Source organism: Cuneatibacter sp. NSJ-177, assembly GCF_022867805.1.
In the GTDB taxonomy this organism is placed as follows: Bacteria; Bacillota; Clostridia; order Lachnospirales; family Lachnospiraceae; genus Pseudolachnospira.
Window position 1 is genome coordinate 820378 of sequence record NZ_JALIFO010000001.1, and the last position, 20578, is coordinate 840955.

The 20578-nt window shown below is 52.3% G+C and carries 16 protein-coding genes; 7 read left to right on the forward strand and 9 right to left on the reverse strand.

Annotation, left to right across the window (positions count from 1 at the left end):
- Positions 1–121: 121 nt before the first annotated feature.
- Together MUB23_RS03675 and MUB23_RS03680 are read left to right on the forward strand one after the other, a co-directional pair.
- Positions 122–1849: an ABC transporter ATP-binding protein gene (locus MUB23_RS03675; protein ID WP_244798917.1), complete on the forward strand. Its 1728-nt coding sequence runs from the start codon at positions 122–124 to the stop codon at positions 1847–1849.
- Positions 1850–1876: 27 nt separating this feature from the next.
- Positions 1877–4093, forward strand: a complete 2217-nt coding sequence (locus tag MUB23_RS03680; RefSeq protein ID WP_244798919.1) for a PAS domain-containing sensor histidine kinase — start codon at positions 1877–1879, stop codon at positions 4091–4093.
- A 112-nt stretch (positions 4094–4205) separates the two neighbouring features.
- Here the strand turns inward: MUB23_RS03680 and trpA are convergent, their stop codons facing one another.
- The 8 genes from trpA to MUB23_RS03720 form a co-directional block, all read right to left on the reverse strand.
- Positions 4206–4982: a tryptophan synthase subunit alpha gene (gene trpA, locus MUB23_RS03685; protein WP_244798926.1), complete on the reverse strand. Its 777-nt coding sequence runs from the start codon at positions 4980–4982 to the stop codon at positions 4206–4208.
- Positions 4975–6159 (reverse strand): tryptophan synthase subunit beta, encoded by a 1185-nt coding sequence (trpB, locus tag MUB23_RS03690; RefSeq protein WP_244798927.1) that lies wholly within the window; start codon positions 6157–6159, stop codon positions 4975–4977. Before trpB ends, trpA begins: the two co-directional genes overlap by 8 nt.
- Complete coding sequence (locus MUB23_RS03695) at positions 6156–6770, reverse strand: phosphoribosylanthranilate isomerase (protein ID WP_244798928.1); 615 nt, start codon at positions 6768–6770, stop codon at positions 6156–6158. Before MUB23_RS03695 ends, trpB begins: the two co-directional genes overlap by 4 nt.
- Positions 6757–7566, reverse strand: coding sequence for an indole-3-glycerol phosphate synthase TrpC (trpC, locus tag MUB23_RS03700; RefSeq protein WP_244798929.1), 810 nt, complete (start codon positions 7564–7566; stop codon positions 6757–6759). Before trpC ends, MUB23_RS03695 begins: the two co-directional genes overlap by 14 nt.
- Positions 7563–8576 (reverse strand): anthranilate phosphoribosyltransferase, encoded by a 1014-nt coding sequence (trpD, locus tag MUB23_RS03705; protein ID WP_244798930.1) that lies wholly within the window; start codon positions 8574–8576, stop codon positions 7563–7565. The genes trpC and trpD overlap by 4 nt, the downstream gene beginning before the upstream one ends.
- Positions 8569–9156 carry an anthranilate synthase component II gene (locus MUB23_RS03710; protein ID WP_244798931.1) on the reverse strand — a complete coding sequence of 196 codons (588 nt, stop codon included), beginning with the start codon at positions 9154–9156 and terminating at the stop codon, positions 8569–8571. Before MUB23_RS03710 ends, trpD begins: the two co-directional genes overlap by 8 nt.
- Complete coding sequence (gene trpE / locus MUB23_RS03715) at positions 9153–10640, reverse strand: anthranilate synthase component I (RefSeq protein ID WP_244798932.1); 1488 nt, start codon at positions 10638–10640, stop codon at positions 9153–9155. Before trpE ends, MUB23_RS03710 begins: the two co-directional genes overlap by 4 nt.
- A 602-nt stretch (positions 10641–11242) precedes the next feature.
- The gene (locus MUB23_RS03720; protein ID WP_244798937.1) at positions 11243–12088 is read right to left on the reverse strand and encodes a metallophosphoesterase; all 846 of its coding nucleotides are present in this window, start codon (positions 12086–12088) and stop codon (positions 11243–11245) included.
- A gap of 221 nt (positions 12089–12309) precedes the next feature.
- Between MUB23_RS03720 and ahpC the strand changes: the two genes are divergently transcribed.
- The 5 genes from ahpC to thrS all read left to right on the forward strand — a co-directional run bounded on the left by ahpC (position 12310) and on the right by thrS (position 19430).
- Entirely contained in the window at positions 12310–12873 is a 564-nt protein-coding gene (ahpC, locus tag MUB23_RS03725; RefSeq protein ID WP_244798938.1) for an alkyl hydroperoxide reductase subunit C, read from the forward strand.
- 18 nt (positions 12874–12891) lie between these two features.
- Complete coding sequence (locus MUB23_RS03730; protein ID WP_244798939.1) at positions 12892–14547, forward strand: FAD-dependent oxidoreductase; 1656 nt, start codon at positions 12892–12894, stop codon at positions 14545–14547.
- A gap of 422 nt (positions 14548–14969) precedes the next feature.
- Positions 14970–16262 carry a phosphopyruvate hydratase gene (gene eno, locus MUB23_RS03735; RefSeq protein WP_244798940.1) on the forward strand — a complete coding sequence of 431 codons (1293 nt, stop codon included), beginning with the start codon at positions 14970–14972 and terminating at the stop codon, positions 16260–16262.
- A 207-nt stretch (positions 16263–16469) separates the two neighbouring features.
- Positions 16470–16895: a hypothetical protein gene (locus tag MUB23_RS03740; protein ID WP_244798941.1), complete on the forward strand. Its 426-nt coding sequence runs from the start codon at positions 16470–16472 to the stop codon at positions 16893–16895.
- A 573-nt stretch (positions 16896–17468) separates the two neighbouring features.
- On the forward strand, positions 17469–19430 hold the full coding sequence (thrS, locus tag MUB23_RS03745; protein ID WP_244798942.1) for a threonine--tRNA ligase: 1962 nt from the start codon (positions 17469–17471) through the stop codon (positions 19428–19430).
- Positions 19431–19915: 485 nt separating this feature from the next.
- On the opposite strand, the gene MUB23_RS03750 is transcribed toward thrS, so the two are convergent.
- Positions 19916–20473 carry a DUF1062 domain-containing protein gene (locus MUB23_RS03750; protein ID WP_244798944.1) on the reverse strand — a complete coding sequence of 186 codons (558 nt, stop codon included), beginning with the start codon at positions 20471–20473 and terminating at the stop codon, positions 19916–19918.
- Positions 20474–20578: the final 105 nt, after the last annotated feature.

Below are 20578 nucleotides of genomic sequence, written 5' to 3' on the forward strand. Positions count from 1 at the left end.
CGCCTGCAGAATTTCAAAGATGTTGTATTCAAAAAGGTGTTTTGCCCCATGATGCCACGGATTTCTCCGCACTGTTTGACTTTGGCATCGTGCAAAAAGTGAATCATAGGAGAGTGTTCAAATGTTGAAGCGATTTGCCGCCTACTACAGGCCGCACTGGAAGCTGTTTACCTTTGATATGGTATGCGCTTTTCTCGCGGCGGTCTGCGACTTGTTTTACCCTTTGATTGCCAAAGATATCATCAACGACTACGTCCCAAACCAGAACATGCGTCTGCTCCTGGTTTGGGCTGCTGTTCTTCTGGGGATTTATCTCTTTAAAGCGGTACTGACCTACATTGTCCAGTATTGGGGGCATATTGTCGGCGTGCGGATCCAGGGAGATATGCGGGAGAAGATGTTCCGCCACCTGCAAAAGCTGCCCTTCGCCTTTTTTGATGAGAATAAGACCGGAACCATCATGTCGCGGATGATCAATGACCTGATGGATATTTCCGAGCTGGCGCACCACGGGCCGGAAGATCTGTTCATCTCGGTGATCCAGCTGGCCGGGGCGTTTGTGATGCTGTGTACGATCAACGTGCCTTTGACCTTGATTGTTTTTGCGGTCCTTCCTTTTATCGTGTTCTTTGCCCAGAAAACGCGGCATATGATGAAGGATGCCTTCCGGGAGACCAGAGTCGAGATGGCGGAGATCAACGCCAACATCGAGACGGCCATCGCCGGAATCCGCGTGTCCCGTTCCTACACGGCGGATGCCCATGAGACCAACAAATTTGTGAGAGCAAACCAGCGGTTCAAAGTTGCGCGGGGCCGCGCCTACCGGTCCATGGGCGTATTCTTTTCCGGCATGGGTTTTATGATGGATTTTCTGTATCTTCTGGTGCTCTTTGCCGGGGGACTGTTTTTCTTTAAAGGCTGGATCAACACCGGAGAATTTGCCGCCTACCTGCTGTATATTTCCATGTTCCTGAAACCGATTCAAAAGCTGGTCAATATTTTCGAGCAGCTTCAAAACGGGATCACCGGCTTCCAGCGGTATGAAGAGATCTTGGCTCAGGAGCCGGAGGCGGAGAGTCCGGAAGCAGAAGAGGTGGATACGCTTTACGGTGAGATCGATTTTGATCATGTGACCTTCCGCTATGAGAATTCGGACGCTTCGGAGGACCACAAGGATGTCATCCATGACCTTTCGTTCCATCTGGAACCAGGAAAGATGGTTGCTTTTGTCGGGCCGTCCGGCGGAGGAAAGACCACGGTATGTCATCTGATTCCGCGTTTCTATGAGATTCAGTCCGGATCCATCGCCATCGACGGGCGGGATATCCGGAATATTTCCCGTTTCTCTCTTAGGAAAAATATCGGCATGGTTGCTCAAGATGTCTTTATTTTTGACGGGACCATCCGGGAAAATATTGCTTATGGCGACCTGGATGCCACGGAGGAACAGATCATTGATGCGGCCAAGAAGGCGCGGATTCATGATTATATCCTGACTCTGGAAGAGGGATACGACACCCAGGTGGGCGAGCGGGGCGTCCGTCTTTCCGGAGGTCAGAAACAGCGGCTTTCCATTGCCAGAGCGTTCTTAAAAAATCCGCCGATCCTGATTCTCGACGAGGCCACTTCCGCCCTGGACAATATGACGGAAATGCAGATTCAAGAGTCGTTGGAGGAACTGAGCCAGGGGCGTACGACCCTCGTGGTCGCCCACCGCCTGTCCACGATTAAGAATGCGGATGAAATTCTGGTTTTGACAGACAAGGGAATTGAGGAGAGAGGATCCCACGAAGCGCTGCTAGAACACAATGGGCTTTATGCAAAGCTGTACCAATACACGCTGCTATAGGAAATTTGCAGCGAAGGAGGCGTTGTCTTGGGAAAAAAGACAAGAGAAGAAATCGAATCACTGGCGCAAAAAATATTGAAAACTTATTTCTGCGACTCGGATATGGAATTTATGATCTCTACGTTTGCGGATGATATCATATGGCTGGGCGGCGGGGAAAAGCAAAAGGCGGAAGGAAAAGAGCAGGTGGCGGCCCAGTTCCGGATGGGGAAAGACGGCATGATCGCCTGCGATATGTCCGAGGAGCAGTATCATACAATCGACCTTGGCGGAGGCAGCTATCTGTGCGAAGGGGTCAGCCGCCTGCGGAGCAAGCCGGAGACCGGAACATACCTGAACACCCAGCAGCGGGTCACTTTCATTTTCCGGGAAAAGGGGGATGAACTGGAAACCGTACATATCCACAATTCCGTGCCCTTTGCAGAGATCAAGGACGACGAGCTGTTTCCCGTTGAATCCGGCCGTGCGGAATTTCAGAAGCTGAAAGCTGCGCTGCTTGAAAAAAATCAGGAGTATGAGCATCAAGCCCGATTTTTGGAGCAGCTTTACCGTACGGTTCCCTGCGGGATCGTCCAATTTTCAACGGATTCCACCCACCGGCTCCTGTCCGCGAATCCCACAGCCTGGAAATCTTACGGCTATACCTCGGAGGCAGAATACCGAACGGAGGTCGAAAGTCCTCTGCAAATGGTAGAACCCCAGGATCAAGGCTGGATCCTCGATGTGATCGAGCAGCTGAAATTGAACGAAGCGCCGGCGTCTTATCACCGCCATTGCACGAAGAAAAACGGCCAGGAGGCCTGGATCAATGTGGGGATGGGACGAATTGCCGACAGCAACGGCCAGGAAGTAATCCAGGCAGTGTTCACGGATATCACAGAGCAGATGCGTCTGGAAAAGGCCCAGGAACAGGAGCGAATTTTAGAAAACCGGGCCCTGCGGACAGCGATTTATACGGCGTACCCGTTGATCATGAGCATTAACCTGTCGAAAGATATGTATAACTGTTTCTTCAATGAGCAAGAGGTCTTTTCTTTTCCAGCCGAAGGGGTCTATTCCGATCTGGTCTCTGCTTGTCTTCCCAACGTGTATCTTTCTTATCAGGAAGATTTTCGTGCGACGTTTTGCCGCGAAGAGATTCTGCGGCGCTTTGCCGAGGGAGAGCGGGAGATTTATATGGAACTCCAGGAACAAGGGGCGGACGGGGTCTACCATTGGATTGCCTGGCATTTGATCTATGTGGAAAACCCTTTCAGCGAGGAGGTTTTGGCAATCCATCTGGTCAAAGTTCTGGACGCCCAGAGGCAGGAGCAGGCAAGGCAGGAACAGCTTCTCCGGGATGCCCTGACCTCGGCGAAAGCGGCCAATCAGGCAAAATCCGATTTCCTTTCCCGCATGAGCCACGACATCCGGACTCCCATGAACGCAATTATCGGCATGAGCACAATCGGCCAATTAAAGATGGAAGACAACAAAGTGGTCAGAGACTGTTTCCAGAAGATCGACATGTCCTCCCAGTATCTGCTGTCTCTCATCAATGATATTCTGGACATGTCCGAGATTGAGACGGACAAGATGGAGATTGCCCATGAACTGTTTCAGCTGAATCATTTTGCGGAGGAAGTCAACCAGATTATTTATCCCCAGACATTGGAGAAAGAGATCCTCTATGAGATGCGTTATCAGGAACCGATGGAGAGCTGTTACATTGGGGACTCCCTGCGGATGAAACAGATTCTGATGAATTTGCTGTCCAATTCTTTGAAGTTTACCCCCTCCGGAGGGAAAATCTGTATTGACATCAAAGAAGAAAAACGGACCAATGGTTTTGCCTATCTGCAGTTTACGGTGTGGGATACGGGAATCGGCATGTCGGACGAGTTTATGGACCGGATTTTCCAGCCCTTTGAGCAGGAAGCGCCGGGGAACGCGCGGAACAATGTGGGAAGCGGCCTCGGACTGTCCATTGTCTACAACCTGGTGCAGCTGATGGGCGGCAGGATTCAGGTGGAAAGCAAGAAGCACGAGGGCAGCCGGTTTACGGTGACAATTCCGTTTCAGCTGGTATCCGATGATGAAGAACGGGAGTGGGAGAGAAAGCGGCAGAATCTCTTAAAAGGGTTCCAGGTCTTGGTCGTGGACGACCGGTTATCTGGTAAAACCGCTGGATGTAAAAGTATTGGTCGACGAGCTGATAAAGGTGATTTAATCCGGAATAATAGCGAACAAATGGGGCTGTCCTGAAAACGTTATTCAGCGATATCCCCATTTGTCTTCATTTCACACGGTTGATAACACATAGGCCGTCTTCTGTAAACCCGCCGCTGCCGGTGAAACGGAAGATAGCCGGAGGCGGTCAGGTGTCTAGGACCGCCTGTTTCATTTCTTTTACATACTCCGCCACATAGGGCACACAGCCGTCCCCGTACTGGCCGCAGAGACGGACAATGGCGCTCCCCACGATGGCCCCGTCGGAACAGGACGCCATCCGCCTGGCCTGCTCCGGCGTTGCGATTCCGAATCCGACCGCGCAGGGGATATCTTTCGTCTCCTTCACCAAACGCACCATGGAGCCGATGTCCGTCGTGATCTCGGAGCGCATCCCGGTCACGCCGAGGGAGGAGACACAGTAGACAAAGCCGTCCGCCTTTGCCGCGATTTGTGAGATCCTTTCTTTCGAGGTCGGCGCGATCATGGAAATCAGGGAAAGCCCGTATTTCCGGCAGACTCCGTCAAACTCGGTTCTTTCTTCAAAAGGGACATCCGGAAGGATCAGGCCGTCCATCCCGATCTCCGCCGCGGTTTGAAGGAAGCGCTCTGTGCCGTAGGAGAATACCACATTGGCGTAAGTCATAAAGACCATGGGGATCTGGGAGCGGGTCCGGATGCGACGCACCATGTCGAAAATCTGATCCGTGGTCACGCCGCCGGAGAGAGCCCGGAGGTTTGCCGCCTGGATCACCGGCCCTTCGGCCGTGGGATCGGAAAAAGGAATACCGAGCTCAATCAGGTCAGCCCCGGCCTGTTCCATGGCGCAGACCAGCTCTTCGGTGACTGCAAGCGAAGGGTCGCCGCAGGTGAGAAATGGGATAAATGCCTTTCCGTTTGCAAATGCCTGTTGTATTTTATTCATGAAGATCCTCCCCTCTGTACCTGGCGATTGCCGCGCAGTCCTTGTCTCCGCGCCCGGAAAGATTGATCACGATAATCTGATCCTTCCCCATCGCCGGAGCAAGTGTTTTGGCGTAGGCGACCGCGTGGGCGCTCTCAATCGCCGGAATAATGCCTTCCATCCTTGCCAGATATTCAAAGGCGCCGACGGCTTCGTCATCGGTGACCGCCACATACTCGGCCCTGCCGGTGTCGTGGAGATGGGCGTGTTCCGGGCCGATGCCCGGATAATCCAGACCGGCTGAGATGGAATACACCGGGGCGATCTGCCCGTACTCATCCTGGCAGAAGTAGGATTTCATACCGTGGAAGATTCCCAGGCGGCCGGTGGCGATGGTGGCCGCCGTCTCAAAGGTGTCTACGCCGCGCCCGGCGGCTTCACAGCCGATCAGCCGGACAGAAGAATCCGGGATAAAGTCATAAAAGGCTCCGATGGCGTTGGAGCCGCCTCCGACGCAGGCCAGAACCGCATCCGGCAGTTTTCCTTCTTTTTCCAGAAGTTGTTCTTTGATCTCTTTGCCGATCACCGCCTGGAAATCCCGGACAATGGTCGGGAAGGGGTGAGGCCCCATGCAGGAACCGAGCACATAGTGGGTGTCGCTGATCCGGTTGGTCCACTCCCGCATGGTCTCTGAGACCGCGTCTTTTAAGGTTCCGGTGCCGGAGCTGACCGGATGGACTTTGGCGCCCAGCAGGCGCATCCGGTAGACGTTTAAGGCCTGGCGCTTGGTGTCCTCCTCCCCCATAAATACTTCGCATTCCATCCCCATCAGCGCAGCGGCGGTGGCGGTGGCCACCCCGTGCTGGCCTGCGCCGGTCTCCGCGATCACACGGGTTTTTCCCATTCGCTTCGCCAAAAGTACTTGGCCCAGCACGTTGTTGATCTTATGGGCTCCGGTATGGTTCAGGTCTTCCCGCTTCAAATAAATTTTGGCTCCTCCCAGGTCTTCGGTCATCCGTCTGGCAAAATACAGGCGGGACGGGCGGCCGGCATATTCCGCTAGGAGAGTGTTTAATTCCTGATTGAAATCCGGGTCGTTCTGATACCGGTGATAAGCTTCCTCTAATTCTATTACGGCATTCATTAAGGTTTCCGGCATATATTGTCCTCCGTGGATGCCAAAACGTCCATTTGTCATATGTTGCAACTCCTCACTGCGGCTACTGCCGCCAAGATTTTTTGTCTATCTTTTTTTCCTTCGGTTTCCACTCCGCTGGAAAGATCCACGGCCCAGGGATGGATCTTTTGGATCGCCTCCGGGATGGTTTCCGGCCGCAAGCCTCCGGCCAGGAAGAAAGGGCGGCTGGTTTTATCTTTTACCAGCGACCAGTCGAAGGCGGTCCCGGTCCCTCCGTTTCCGTGGTCGAAGAGCAGGTAATCCGCCGGACTTTGAACCGCCCTTGTTACATCCTCCGGCCCGGTGATCCGGTATGCCTTTAGGATCGGAACGGAAAGGCGGGAGCGCAGCCGGAGGATATCCGGATCCGATTCCCTTCCGTGAAGCTGAACCATCTCGATGATTCCTTCCCCCACCGCCTCCGCGATCACGGGTAGCGGCGCGTCCACGAAGACGCCCACCGGTATGATCCCCGGCCGGAGCCTTTTTTTCAGTGCTTTGGCTTCGGCGAGGGAGATGCTGCGCCGGCTGAACGGCACTTCTAGGATGAAACCTACGTAATCCGGCCTGGCCTCATTTACAAAATCAATGTCTTCCGGGCGCTTCAGCCCGCAGATTTTAATTTTCGTCATCAATCGTGATTTCTCCTTGCAGTCTGGACAGAGCGGCTTTTTTGTCCGGCGACCTCATCAACGTTTCTCCGATCAGCACTCCGTTTACGCCTGCCGCCCGCAGCCGGGCGGTCTCTTCGGGAGTCCGGATTCCACTCTCGGAGACAAAGGGAATTTCCGGCGGCACCAGACTCCTGAGCCGGAAGCTGGTGGCAAGGTCCACTTTAAAGGTTTTGAGGTTCCGGTTATTGACGCCGACGATGGGAGCGCCCGCTTTGAGGGCGCGCTCTACTTCCCGTTCATCGTGGGCTTCCACCAGGGCGGAAAGCCCCAATTCTCCGGCCAGTTCCCGGTAGGCCCGAAGCTCTCCGTCATCCAGAATCGCACAGATCAAAAGCACGGCGGAGGCTCCCAGCAGCCTTGCCTGGTAAATCATGAATTCATCCACGGTAAAATCTTTCCGCAGCACCGGAAGGGAAACCGTTTCCGCAATTTCCCTCAGATATTCATCCCGCCCCTGGAACCAGTACGGTTCGGTCAGGCAGGAGATGGCGGCGGCCCCGGCGGCCTCGTATTCCTTCGCGATCTCAAGGTAGGGGAAATCCGGGTCGATCACGCCTTTGGAAGGGGACGCTTTTTTTACCTCACAGATCATGTGCAGCCCTGGTTTTTTTAAAACCTCGGTCAGACGGAAGGACAGGGGAGAGGCGCTTTGCTTTTTCTCGGCTTCCCGGCGGAGCTCGGTCAGGGAAATTCTTTTTTTCTCTTCCTGAACCCTCTCCCTGGATTTAGCCGCAATCTCTTCTAAGATATTCATTCTTTTTTGCTCTCCCTGATAAATTCATCCAGTTTTTCTTTCGCGGCGCCGGAGTCGATCAAGCCTTCTGCCATCCGGACGCCTTCCTCTATGGTCCCTGCTTTTCCGGTAATATAGAGCGCCGCTCCTGCGTTCAGGCAGACCGCGCAGCGCTTCGGGCCCCGTTCTGTTCCGTTTAGAATGGATCGGGTGATGGCTGCATTTTCCTCCGGCGTGCCGCCCGTCAGTTCCTCCTTCGCGCAGCGGGCGTATCCGAACTGTTCCGGGGTGATCGTGTAAGACTGGAACCATCCGTCTTTAATCTCACAGACTTTGGTCGGGGCGCTCATGGAGATTTCGTCCAGCTTATCCTGCCCGTAGACCACCATGCCGCGGACCACGCCAAGTTTCGCCATGACCTGGGCCAGAGGTTCCACCAGGGCTTCCTCATAGACGCCCATCAGTTCCATGTTGGCCCCCGCCGGGTTGGAAAGCGGCCCCAGGATATTAAAGACGGTGCGGATTCCCAGTTCCCGGCGGATCGGCGCCACGTATTTCATGGCAATGTGATAGTTCTGGGCGAACAGGAAACAGATGCCGCTGTGTTTTAAGAGATGGGCGCTTTTTTCCGGAGGGAGGGTGATCGTGACGCCCAGAGCTTCCAGTACATCGGCGGCCCCGCACTTGGAGGAGGCAGCCCGGTTTCCATGTTTGGCCACCGGCACGCCGCCTGCGGCGATCACTACAGCGGAGGTGGTGGAGATATTAAAAGAATTGGCGCCGTCCCCGCCGGTTCCCACGATTTCCAGCACATCCATGTCGTGGAGCAGTTTAATACAGTGAGCCCGCATCCCGGCCGCGGAGGCCGTGATCTCGTCGATGGTTTCGCCTTTCAGAGACAAAGCCGTGAGATAGGCTGACATCTGGACGTCGCTGGCCTTGCCCTCCATGATTTCATTCATGACCTGCTCGGCCTCGGAATAGGTCAGGTTTTCTTTGTTCGCCAATTTTAAGATTGCTTCCTTAATCATTGCTTCCCTCCTGAATTCTGTTCAAAAAATTTCGAATGATGGCGGCTCCGTCCGGTGTCAGAACCGACTCCGGGTGGAACTGCACGCCATAAATGTTTAATTCCTTGTTTTCCACGGCCATGATCTCGCCGTCATCGGCCCGCGCCGTAACCCGGAGATTTTCCGGCATGGTTCCCGGATCCACGGCCAGCGAGTGGTAACGGGCCGCTGGAAACGGCTGGGGGAGGCCGCGGAAGAGAACACTGTCCGGTTCTGCGTAGACCAGGGAAGATTTCCCGTGCATCAGGCATTTGGCGTAGGTGATCCGCGCGCCGAATGCTTCACAGATCGACTGTTCGCCGAGGCAGACGCCGAATATTGGAATGCGCCCCGCGAAACGGCGGATCGCGGATAGGCAGATGCCTGCCTGATCGGGTCTTCCGGGGCCGGGGGAGATCACCAGCGCAGCCGGTTTCTTTGCCTCGATCTCCTCCAGGGTCAGCGCATCGTTCCGGACCACTTCGATGTCCGGGTATTCGTTTCCGATCAGTTGGTACAGGTTATAGACAAAACTGTCGTAATTGTCGAGAAATAAAATCATATCCGTCCTCCTTCCGCTTCCTTTAGGGCTTTTATCACGGCCATGGCCTTGTTGCGGCATTCCTGAAATTCTTTTTCCGGAACGCTGTCGGCCACGATGCCTGCGCCGGACTGGACACAGACTTTCCCGTTTTTCTTATAGGCCAGCCGGATGGAGATGCAGGTGTCCATATTTCCGGTGAAATCCAGATAGCCGATGGCCCCGCCGTAGATGCCGCGCCGCCGGCCTTCCAGTTTCTCGATGATCTCGCAGGCCCGGAATTTTGGCGCGCCGGAGAGGGTTCCGGCCGGTAAAATGGCATCCACCGCGTCGGTTCCGTCTCTGCCGTCCGCAAGGATTCCACGTACCGTGGAGCCTAAGTGCATCACGTGGGAGAACCGTTCCACCGAACAGTATTTTTCAACTGCCACACTGCTGAGGCGGCTGATCTTTCCGAGATCATTCCGGCCCAGATCCACCAGCATGTTGTGTTCCGCCAGCTCCTTTTCATCCTGGAGCAGTTCCGCTTCCAGAGCCCGGTCCGCTTCCGGTGTCTCTCCGCGGGGGCGGGTACCGGCCAGCGGGAAGGTGTGAAGAACGCCGTCCTGGAGTTTGACCAGCGTCTCCGGGGAAGCTCCCGCCACTTCGATGTCGTCGCTGGAAAAGTAGAACATATACGGCGACGGGTTGGCGGTCCGCAGGACGCGGTAGGTATCGAACAGGCTTCCCTCGGCCGCCGCCTCCATCGGATTGGAGAGCACCACCTGGAAGATATCGCCTTCCCGGATATACTGTTTTGCCCGATCCACCATGGAGCAGTAAGCTTCCTCGGAAAAGTAAGTTTTTAAGTCCTCCTTCATCTGGAGGGGCCGGAAAGCAGCTTTCGCCCCGCTGTTTAGGAGCCGCTCCATCTCGGAAAGTTCCTCCTCGGCCCGGCGGTAGGAGTTTTCCAGATCGTCGGTGCTGACTCCTGCGACGAGGAGCAGCTTTTGCCGGTAGTGGTCAAAGACCAGAACCTTGTCGAAAAGCATTAAATCCACGTCCCGGAAGTCGGATGCTGCGGGCATTCCGGCCTTCAGCCCAGGCTCTGCGTACTGGATGTATTCGTAAGAAAAATATCCGACCAGGCCGCCGGTGAAGGGGGGAAGCCCTTCCAGACGGGGGCTTTTGTATTCTTCCAAGATCTCCCGGATGGCTTCTCTGGGATGGGAAGTGGTCCGAATTTCCTCTGTTTTTTCTTCCTCCTCCCGGCCTTTCCGGATGCAGAGCCGGCCATCAGTGCAGGTCAGTTCCAAAAGCGGAGAGTAGCCTAAAAAGGAGTATCTCCCCCATTTTTCGTTTTGCTCCGCGCTCTCCAAAAGGTAGCAGTGGCGGCTGGCTGCCCGCAGGGTACGCATCACCTCGATCGGTGTGAAGCGGTCAGCGTAGAGCTCCCGGCAGACCGGGATTCTTCGGTAATCTCCGGTGGAAGCGATTTTTTTTACCTGTTCCAACGTTACATTCATGCTGTCCTCCTTCCCTGCCAGGGAGAGAACCAAAAAAACCCGCCCTCGACAGAAAAAATCATTCTGTCAAGGACGGGTCCATTTCCCGCGGTGCCACCTTGATTCACGGCCTGGGCCGTGCCCTTAGCGAGATACCAACATATCTCCGGCAACTGACGTATGCCTTACGTCGCAGAATACTCGGCTTGCGCCTTTCCCTACGCCCTCAGCGGTCCATTTGACAGATTGCATTTCGGCCCGGCTCTCAGCATCCCGGACTCTCTGTGCGCGCATCCCTGTCTTTATCTCCGCATCAACGGTTTGGATGTTTGAAATTTTTCTATATCATAGCATTATCTTTTTGGGGTGTCAAGAATTTTTTTGCTTTTTGAGTTTATTTTTGTGCCGCTTCTATATCTTGCCCTTCTTTTCGGACACAAATCGGAATCAGTTTGGCTGAGAACTGTCGCCTGCCGGTAATTTCGAGAGTTTATAGCTGAATACAAACTGGACAATGGCGAGAATCACCGAGGCGATGCAAACAAAAGAGACTTTCCCGTTCCAGAGACGGCTTTGCTCAGAGGAGATATCAGCGAGGATTCAGCGGGTTCTTCGTCTTTTGGTCACAGATAGATGCGAAAAAGGGCGATTTCAGGCACGACGCCAAAACGGGCTGAGATATGGGTGGTTCCGATCCCGGTGTTTACATATAGTTTTTGGTGTCCATTCAAAGGGTACATACCGCCGCTGTATTTTGTAGACAGGGAAGTCATTGCCACTGCCCGCCGGTTGATAGCAGGTAAAAATGGAATGTTAATCTGTCCGCCGTGGCTGTGACCGCTGAAAACAATATCATGTTTCTCTTGAAGATATTCTTCTGCCGCATCCGGCTCATGTGTCAATAGGATCTGAAAATCCGAATGGCCGATTTTCTTGGGATCAGGGAGCTTTGGTTTTCCCAGCATGGAATCATCCAAGCCGGTAAACGCGATTTGCTTCCCATTATCCAGCGTCACGGTGCGATGCTCGTTTTTTAGCAGGGTAAACCCAGACTGATCCAGGATGCTTTTGTACTGCCGGGCAGCCCCTCCTCCATAATCCCGATTCCCCCAAATTGCGATTTTATCGTACTTCGCCTCGATCTTTTTCAGTTCTGCGATGATATTTTCGTCGTCATGATATTGGGCATAATGATCATATAAATCGCCGGTGAAAAGGACAATATCCGGATGGAGCTCATTGATTTTTTTCACCACTTTGTCCAAATTTTGGGCGGTAAAATCCTCTTTGATATGCAGATCTGATATTTGCACAATCTTGAATTCCTTCCTTCCCGCCTGCTTTTCATTCAACTGATATTCGTTTATACGAATCCGGTATGGTTCTATTTCAAAGGCATAAAAGAAAGCTCCTCCGAGAATTACAGTGAAGAAAATGACCAAAAGCAGCAGTTTTTTAAAAATTTTCATATATGGTATCCTTTCATTCCCTGACTGCTAGTATGAAAGTAATTTGTGAAATTCATGTTATGAAAAAATAAACCTTCTTTTACGATTTTCATAACCAATGTTTTCCTCCTTGACAAGATTGTTTCCTTCCGGTATACTGCCCATGAGGTTAGCTAAGACTAACCAATATTTGGCAAACAAACTGCATATAATACCAATTCAAGTAAAGGAGAAATATATTTATGTCTATGATTCAAAAAGAAATTGCAGATTTTTCCGTACAGGCGTTTCAGAACAACGATTTTCATACCGTGACCAAAGCAGATATTTTAGGAAAGTGGAGTGTTTTCTTCTTCTATCCCGCGGATTTTACCTTTGTGTGCCCGACGGAGCTGGAGGACCTGGCCAATCAGTATGACAAGTTCAAAGCGGCCGGCTGTGAAATCTATGCGGTTTCCTGCGATACTCATTTTGTTCACAAAGCCTGGCACGACGCTTCGGAGCGGATTCAAAAAATCCAGTATCCGATGCTGGCGGACCCGACTCACGCCCTGGCGAAAGATTTTGAAGTCTATATCGAGGCGGACGGTCTGGCCGAGCGCGGCAGCTTTATCGTCAATCCGGAAGGAAAGATCGTGGCCTATGAGGTGACCGCAGGTAATGTAGGCCGGAACGCGGACGAGCTGTTCCGCCGGGTGCAGGCCAGCCAGTTTGTCGCTGCCCACGGGGATGAGGTCTGCCCGGCCAAATGGCAGCCCGGCGCGGAGACTCTGAAACCCAGCCTGGACCTGGTGGGTCAGCTGTAATCCATGAGAGAACAGAACATGGAACATTTTTATGATGTTGTCGTGGTAGGCGGAGGCCCTGCGGGCCTCGCCGCCGCGCTCTATCTGGCAAGAGCCTGCTATCGGGTATTGGTGTTGGAAAAAGAACAGTTTGGCGGTCAAATTACCATCACCTCCGAGGTAGTCAATTACCCAGGGGTGAAAAAGGTGAGCGGGGTGGAGCTGACCGAGACGATGCGGCGTCAGGCGGAGAGCTTTGGCGCGGAATTTCTGCTGGCGGAAGCAACGCGGCTGGAACTGGACGGGGATGTGAAAATCGTACACACCAGTCGGGGAGAGCTTCGGTGCTTCGGCGTGCTTCTGGCCACCGGCGCTCATCCCAGAAAAGTCGGATTTCAGGGTGAAGCAGAATTTCAAGGGCACGGCGTTGCCTATTGCGCAACCTGTGACGGAGAGTTCTTTACCGGCAAAGATGTTTTTGTAATCGGCGGCGGCTTTGCGGCAGCGGAAGAAAGCGTGTTTTTGACAAAATATGCCCGCCATGTGACGATTTTGATCCGGAAGGATGATTTTTCCTGTGCGCCCACCGCGGCGGAGGCCGCCAAGTCGCATGAGAAAATTACGGTATTGCCCAATACGGTGGTGGAGGAAGTCGCCGGGGATTCTGTTCTTCAGGCCTTGCGCTACCGAAACAACCTGACCGGCCAGGTTACGGAATACCGGCCCCCGGAGGGAGAGACCTTCGGCGTATTTGTCTTTGCCGGGTATGAGCCTGAGACAGGGCTGGTTCGGGAGTTTTCCGTGTGCAATGATCAGGGATATGTGATGGTGGATTCTTCCCAGCGCACCAGCATTCCGGGACTATTTGCCGCCGGAGATGTCTGCGTAAAGGAACTGCGCCAGGTGGTCACTGCGGTCGGCGATGGGGCTACGGCTGCCACAGAGCTGGAGCGGTATGCCGCCGTCATGCAGAAAAAAACCGGGATCATCCCGGTTATCCCGAAACGAATCCCCCAAAAGGAAGCTCCGGCTGGGCAGAAGGTTCGGAAGGAAGAGCCCGGCGGGCTTTTCAGCGAGGATATGAAGACGCAGCTGAACGCCGTATTCGGGAAAATGGCGCGGCCTCTGATTTTGGAGCTCTCCTTGGATGATCGCCCGGTATCGGAAGAATTAAAGCTCTATATGGAAACGTTGGCGTCTATGACAGACCGGCTGACGATCCGAATGTCGAAAAGCGGCGCTGAGGACTCAAACCGTCCTCTTGTCAGGGTCCTGTTGCCGGACGGAACCGAGACCGGCATTGCCTTTCACGGCGTACCGGGAGGCCATGAGTTTACTTCTTTTGTGCTGGGCTTATACAATGCGGCGGGGCCTGGACAGGCTCTGGAGGCAGAGGCAAAGGAGGCGATTGACCGGATCAGCAGGCCGGTACACATGCAGATTTTGGTTTCCTTGTCCTGCACGATGTGTCCGGAGCTTGTGACGGCTGCCCAAAGGATTGCGGCGGAAAACCCGCTGGTCTCGGCGGAAGTATATGATCTGAATCATTTCCCGGATTTAAAGGAAAAATATCAAGTGATGAGCGTGCCCTGCCTGGTGATCAATGGGGATCAGATTTCTTTTGGGAAGAAGAATGTGCGGCAGGTGCTGGAATTGCTTGAGGGCAGCAAAGGGGGGCCGAGCTCAGAGTCTTAATGTTATCATTCGTGGATTTGCCTATGGCAAATCTTCGATGCCACTGCCGGGCAGGCCCCACGATTGCTCCGCAATCCTGGTAAATTCGCACGGCCCCCCTCTGCACTCCCCCCTCTTGGGCACGCTTCTGTGGGAGCTGGGGAAGATTGGCGCGGGAATTAATCTGTGGTTACCATTCACAGCTGCAATCCCGAGTCAAAGGGCGCGAAACGATGCTTTTTTATTGTTTCTGTGCATCGCGCAGCGTGTTACTGTTCACGGAACCGTATTTTACGGGGCCGTAATAGTAACATGAGATGAGAAATGTTCTATTGGGGATCCCTTGTGTATTGACGGGAGTTCTGATAGGATGGTTTGGGAAGGGATGATGGCGGTCGTGGAGAGGGAGTTTGGCTGGAATGGTTGAAAGGACGGTATGAGATATGACGGATCAGATAATTCGAACGATTACGGCACGTGAGATCTTGGATTCCAGAGGGAATCCTACGGTGGAAGCGGATGTGATTTTGGCGGATGGGACGATTGGAAGAGGTGCGGCTCCGAGCGGGGCTTCTACGGGGCAGTTTGAGGCATTAGAACTTCGGGACGGAGATCCAAAAAGATACGGCGGGAAAGGGGTTAAAAAGGCGGTGGAGCACGTGCGCACGGAGATCCGGGACGCGCTCGCCGGCAGAGATGCCTCGGATCTTTTTGGGATTGACCGTGCGATGTTGGCGGCGGATGGGACAAAGGATAAATCAAGGCTGGGCGCCAATGCGATCCTGGCGGTATCCATTGCTTCCGCCAGAGCGGCGGCGGCTTCGCTTCATTTGCCGCTTTACCGCTTTCTGGGCGGTGTGAATGGGAACCGGCTTCCCGTTCCGATGATGAATATTTTAAACGGCGGCGCGCATGCCGCGAATAATGTGGACGTGCAGGAATTTATGATTATGCCGGCCGGAGCAGCACATTTTCATGAGGGGCTCCGATGGTGCGCGGAAGTGTTTCATTCCCTGGCGGCCCTTTTGAAATCCAGAGGTCTTTCGACGGCAGTCGGCGATGAAGGCGGTTTCGCACCCAACCTTGCCAGTGATGAAGAGGCGATTCAGTTGATTTTGGAGGCGATTTTGCGCGCAGGGTACGAGCCGGGACGAGATTTTGTCTTGGCAATGGATGCAGCTGCCAGCGAGTGGAAGAGCGGAAAGACCGGCGAATATCTCCTGCCGAAGAGCGGGCTTGTGTTCTCTTCGGAAGGCTTGATTGCCCATTGGCAGAATCTCTGTGAGAAGTATCCGATCCGTTCCCTGGAAGACGGGCTGGACGAGGAAGACTGGGACGGCTGGCAAAAGATGACGAAGGAACTGGGTGGAAGGATCCAGCTGGTCGGAGACGATCTCTTTGTGACCAACACGGCCCGTTTAGAGAAGGGCATTCGCCAGGGCTGTGGGAACTCCATTTTGATCAAGCTGAATCAGATCGGTTCCATCTCAGAGACATTAGAGGCTATCCAGATGGCTCACCGGTCCGGTTATACGGCGGTCACATCCCACCGGTCCGGGGAGACCGAGGACACTACGATCGCAGATCTGGCGGTGGCGCTGAATACCGGTCAGATCAAAACCGGCGCGCCGAGCCGCAGTGAACGGACTGCAAAGTACAACCAACTGCTCCGCATTGAGGAGGAGCTGGGAGAAAGCGGAGTTTATCCTGGCTTTGAGGCATTTCGCGTTGGCTAAAGGAATCGGAGATGGATTGGTTGTTAAAAACTGAGAGCCCTTCATTTAGACGTTCTTTTCCTTTGAATAGAGATATGCTGTTGAAAAGTGCAGGGAAAGTGGTACATTGTGATCAGATAAACGCGTTTATTGCTGAGACGTAACAAGATGATGTAGCACGCAGCGAATCATTTGCCGGGTGCGGACTAGAACAAGGAGGGAAAACAAATGAAGCGGTATATGAGTCGGATTTGGGCGTTTAGACTTAGCCTGGTGTTACTTCTGGCAGGATCGGTTACAGTCCTGGCGTCCAGCGGTACAGCAGATCCGTCAAGGGATCCCGTACAGGCTGTTTCAAGTTTTTCGAATATGATGGAAGTTACCTTGGCGGCTAAAACAAGGATGCAAACCTCTCCTTTTTTTGTGGAGAAAGGAAATACCATCACAGTATCCGTATCTGCGAGCCCATCCAATGCGGAAATTCGTTACGGGATTCTTACACCGAGCGGGGAAGTTCGCTTTCTGACGGGAAGCGGTCAGATCTCTCATACGTTTGATGTGACGGAAAACGGGAGCTATCGTATTTTTGTAGAAAACATGTCGATGTATTCAGTAGACATTACGTTGTTTTATATGGTAAACGAATCGAAGTAGACGGGAAGGAAGACCGTTTTTCTGCTGGATTCCCTGTCAATACAAAGAGGAAGAGAACAGAACAGGATTGATTTCGCTTTTATTTAGCAGGCATCCAAGAAAAGTCATCGCAGGATAGCGTTTAGGAAGAGATCTGGATCAGGCTGTTGCAAGAAGAATTTCTACGAAGGTAAGGTTCGCCTATCGTCGGCAAACTGTAGAAAAATCTTGCAGCAGCTTGATTTTTTTATAGCTGCGAGCCGGGCGTATCGTTCTGAAAATATGTGGCGGCAGCCACAAAGCGAGAGGCCAAAGGCCTCAAGCCTCCCCCTCCGACAACGCTGCACAGCAGTTTGATTCCTCTTGCAGGTCACAGTGCCTCCTGCCGGGATCGCAATAAAAGATTCCAGTCTGAACCAGAGGACAGGAAAAGAAAACCCTTGTAAGAAAGAACAAAATGTACTAAAATAAAAAAGATTGCAGGCAAAAGTAGATCGGCATAGGGAGAAGCGGAGAAGCCATCGCTTCGCGGCAGGCATTGCGCGGAGCGTTCTGCAAAGAGATACTCTTTGTAATAGATTCAGGAGGAAGAAAATGAAAATCACACTAAAAGATGGAAGCGTTAAGGAATACGCAGAGAGCAAATCCGTGATTGATATCGCCTTTGATATCAGCGAAGGACTGGCAAGAGCAGCGTGCGCCGGAGAGATCGACGGCAAAGTAGTGGATCTGCGGACTGTCATTGATCAGGACTGCGCATTGAACATCCTGACCGCAAAGGATCCGGAGGGCCTTCGGGTCGTGCGGCACACCTGTTCCCATGTCCTGGCGGAGGCAGTCAAAAGGCTGTACCCCAATGCCAAGCTGGCCATCGGCCCAGCGATTGACAATGGGTATTATTATGATTTCGAAGCTGAGCCCTTTTCCAGGGAAGATTTGGATGCGATTGAGAAAGAGATGAAGAAAATCATCAAAAAGGGGGCCAAACTGGAGCGCTTCACGCTTCCGAGAGAGGAAGCAATCCGCATGATGGAGGAGAATGGGGAACCCTACAAGGTAGAGCTGATCCGTGACCTTCCGGAGGATGCCGAGATCTCTTTTTACGACCAGGGGGACTTTGTGGATCTCTGCGCAGGCCCGCATCTGATGAACACAAAGGGGATCAAAGCGTTTAAGCTGACCTCCTCGTCGGGCGCTTATTGGAGAGGTGATTCCAATAAAGCCATGCTCCAGAGAATTTATGGCAGCGCCTTTGCCACCAAAGAGGAGCTGAACGAATATTTAGTGTATCTGGAGGATATCAAGAAGCGCGACCACAATAAGCTGGGCCGGGAGATGGAGCTTTTTACCACCGTGGATGTGATCGGCCAGGGCCTTCCGCTTTTGATGCCCAAGGGCGCGAAGATCATTCAGACCCTCCAAAGATGGATCGAGGACGAGGAAGACAACAACTGGGGCTATATCCGCACGAAGACCCCGCTGATGGCAAAGAGCGATCTCTATAAGATTTCCGGCCATTGGGATCACTACAAGGACGGCATGTTTGTACTGGGGGATGAGGAAACGTCCAAGGAAGTATTTGCCCTCCGCCCGATGACCTGCCCGTTCCAGTATTACGTGTACAAAGCAAAACAAAGATCCTACCGCGATCTGCCTCTGCGCTACAGCGAGACTTCCACCCTGTTCCGGAACGAAGATTCCGGCGAGATGCACGGCCTGACCCGCGTGCGCCAGTTTACGATCTCGGAGGGACATCTGATTGTCCGGCCGGATCAGATGGTGGAAGAGTTTAAAGGTTGCCTGGCCTTGGCGAAGCAGTGCCTGACTACGCTGGGACTCCAGGACGACGTGACCTATCACCTGTCCAAGTGGGATCCGGAGAACCGGGAAAAGTATATCGGGGATGCGGAAGTCTGGAATCAGACCGAGGAGCATATCCGGAGTATTCTTACCGAGCTGGAGGTTCCTTTTGTGGAGGACATCGGAGAAGCTGCCTTCTATGGTCCGAAAGTGGATATCAACGCCCGAAACGTATATGGGAAGGAAGATACCATGATTACGATCCAGTGGGACGCCCTGCTTGCCGAACAGTTTGATATGTATTATATCGATCCCAATGGGGAGAAGGTCCGTCCGTATATTATCCACAGAACCTCCATCGGCTGCTATGAGAGAACTTTGGCCTGGCTGATTGAGAAATATGCCGGGATGTTCCCGACCTGGCTGTGCCCGGAACAGGTGCGTATCCTTCCGATCTCTGACAAATATCTGGACTATGCCAAATCGGTGGAGAAAGAGTTAAAGAAAAACGGCGTTCTCTGCGCCGTGGATGAAAAATCGGAGAAGATCGGCTACAAGATCCGGGAGGCGAGACTCGCAAAGATTCCCTATATGCTGGTCGTTGGCGAGAAGGAAGAAGCCGAAGGGAAGGTGGCGGTGCGAAGCCGTTATCTGGGAGACGAAGGCCAGAAAGATCTTTCGGAATTCATCGACGCGATCTGCAAGGAAATCCGGACAAAAGAGATCCGGAAGATTGAAGTACAGGAAGAAAAATAACGTACGGAATGGAAAAATAGCTGCCGCAGAAATCCTGCGGCAGCTATTTTTCCTGGTGCGCCTTGCGGCGCACGTTTCTAACGGGTGAAAGTCCCGAATCCGCCCGGTAGCTTGCAAAGAAAAAGTCAATAGTTATTTTTAAAATAGAATATATTAATAGCAAGATGAGAGCAATGCGGGACAGGAAAGCAATGGATCAAATTCTGGATATGGCTGTTGCCATTTCTTATTATGGCCATTACGCTGATTTTATTTAAGGCAGTATTTTTGTTGGGTTATGTGCCGACAGGGTCCATGGAACCGACGTTGAAAAAGACAGTTATATCGTTGGAACTCGGATTTTCTCCAAACTTGAAATAGGCGATATCATTATTTTCCATCATGACGGGAAGCTTCTGGTGAAGCGATGAGCGTAAATTCCATTCGTTAAAGTATCGCTGCGGGGTAATACCTGTTTTTTCAGTCATACTTGATAGATAGTTGCTTTATGACCGAAAAACAAGTGTGACCCCTCTTTTTAATTTGCATTTTTTTAAGTCTTGTTCTGGAATACTTTTTAAATTCCCGTTATCAATTAAGCGTAAATATTCAGCTTGTGATAAATGCAACTTTTCCCTTATTATTGCGGACACTTTTACTGGAAATAGGAATTTGCTTTCTATTTCAAGTTCCACATCTTCGCTGGGTAGAAAGACTTCTCCAATAATTGAATATTGAGGGATATCGACTTCATCAACGCCGTTTCTGTAAAGAAAATCCATATCCATTGCATACTTTTCTACAAGTGAACGGCTATTATTTTGAAAGCCCTCTAATTGTAGCAAATTCAATGATTGGGGAGAAATATGGGAATATACTTTTGCGTTCCATGAAGTATCACAATTTAAGCAATTATATATAAGCCAAATATCTAAAGATCTCCGTCTGGCATTGACGCGAAATTTTTCAAAGCAGGAAAATCTTGACTTTTTGCCACATTTTTTGCAGTGCTTTGATACTAGAGGCAAAGAAAGATATTGTATCTCCCATAAAATTTTTTTCATATCACACCTCCATCTTTGTTTAGTTCATTAAAGAATGAGGTGGAATTTCACAATTCCTTTTCATAATAGACCTCCTTTGCTTTGGTAGATAAATTGTATCATCCC

Excerpts from the sequence above, each read along its gene's own strand:
- MUB23_RS03750 (WP_244798944.1), bottom strand. The coding sequence starts at position 20,473 with ATGAAAAAAATTTTATGGGAGATACAATATCTTTCTTTGCCTCTAGTA.
- trpA (WP_244798926.1), bottom strand. The coding sequence starts at position 4,982 with ATGAATAAAATACAACAGGCATTTGCAAACGGAAAGGCATTTATCCCA.
- trpE (WP_244798932.1), bottom strand. The coding sequence starts at position 10,640 with ATGAATGTAACGTTGGAACAGGTAAAAAAAATCGCTTCCACCGGAGAT.
- MUB23_RS03695 (WP_244798928.1), bottom strand. The coding sequence starts at position 6,770 with ATGACGAAAATTAAAATCTGCGGGCTGAAGCGCCCGGAAGACATTGAT.
- ahpC (WP_244798938.1), top strand. The coding sequence starts at position 12,310 with ATGTCTATGATTCAAAAAGAAATTGCAGATTTTTCCGTACAGGCGTTT.
- MUB23_RS03675 (WP_244798917.1), top strand. The coding sequence starts at position 122 with ATGTTGAAGCGATTTGCCGCCTACTACAGGCCGCACTGGAAGCTGTTT.
- MUB23_RS03740 (WP_244798941.1), top strand. The coding sequence starts at position 16,470 with ATGAAGCGGTATATGAGTCGGATTTGGGCGTTTAGACTTAGCCTGGTG.
- eno (WP_244798940.1), top strand. The coding sequence starts at position 14,970 with ATGACGGATCAGATAATTCGAACGATTACGGCACGTGAGATCTTGGAT.
- MUB23_RS03710 (WP_244798931.1), bottom strand. The coding sequence starts at position 9,156 with ATGATTTTATTTCTCGACAATTACGACAGTTTTGTCTATAACCTGTAC.
- MUB23_RS03730 (WP_244798939.1), top strand. The coding sequence starts at position 12,892 with ATGGAACATTTTTATGATGTTGTCGTGGTAGGCGGAGGCCCTGCGGGC.
- trpD (WP_244798930.1), bottom strand. The coding sequence starts at position 8,576 with ATGATTAAGGAAGCAATCTTAAAATTGGCGAACAAAGAAAACCTGACC.
- trpB (WP_244798927.1), bottom strand. The coding sequence starts at position 6,159 with ATGACAAATGGACGTTTTGGCATCCACGGAGGACAATATATGCCGGAA.
- MUB23_RS03720 (WP_244798937.1), bottom strand. The coding sequence starts at position 12,088 with ATGAAAATTTTTAAAAAACTGCTGCTTTTGGTCATTTTCTTCACTGTA.
- trpC (WP_244798929.1), bottom strand. The coding sequence starts at position 7,566 with ATGAATATCTTAGAAGAGATTGCGGCTAAATCCAGGGAGAGGGTTCAG.
- thrS (WP_244798942.1), top strand. The coding sequence starts at position 17,469 with ATGAAAATCACACTAAAAGATGGAAGCGTTAAGGAATACGCAGAGAGC.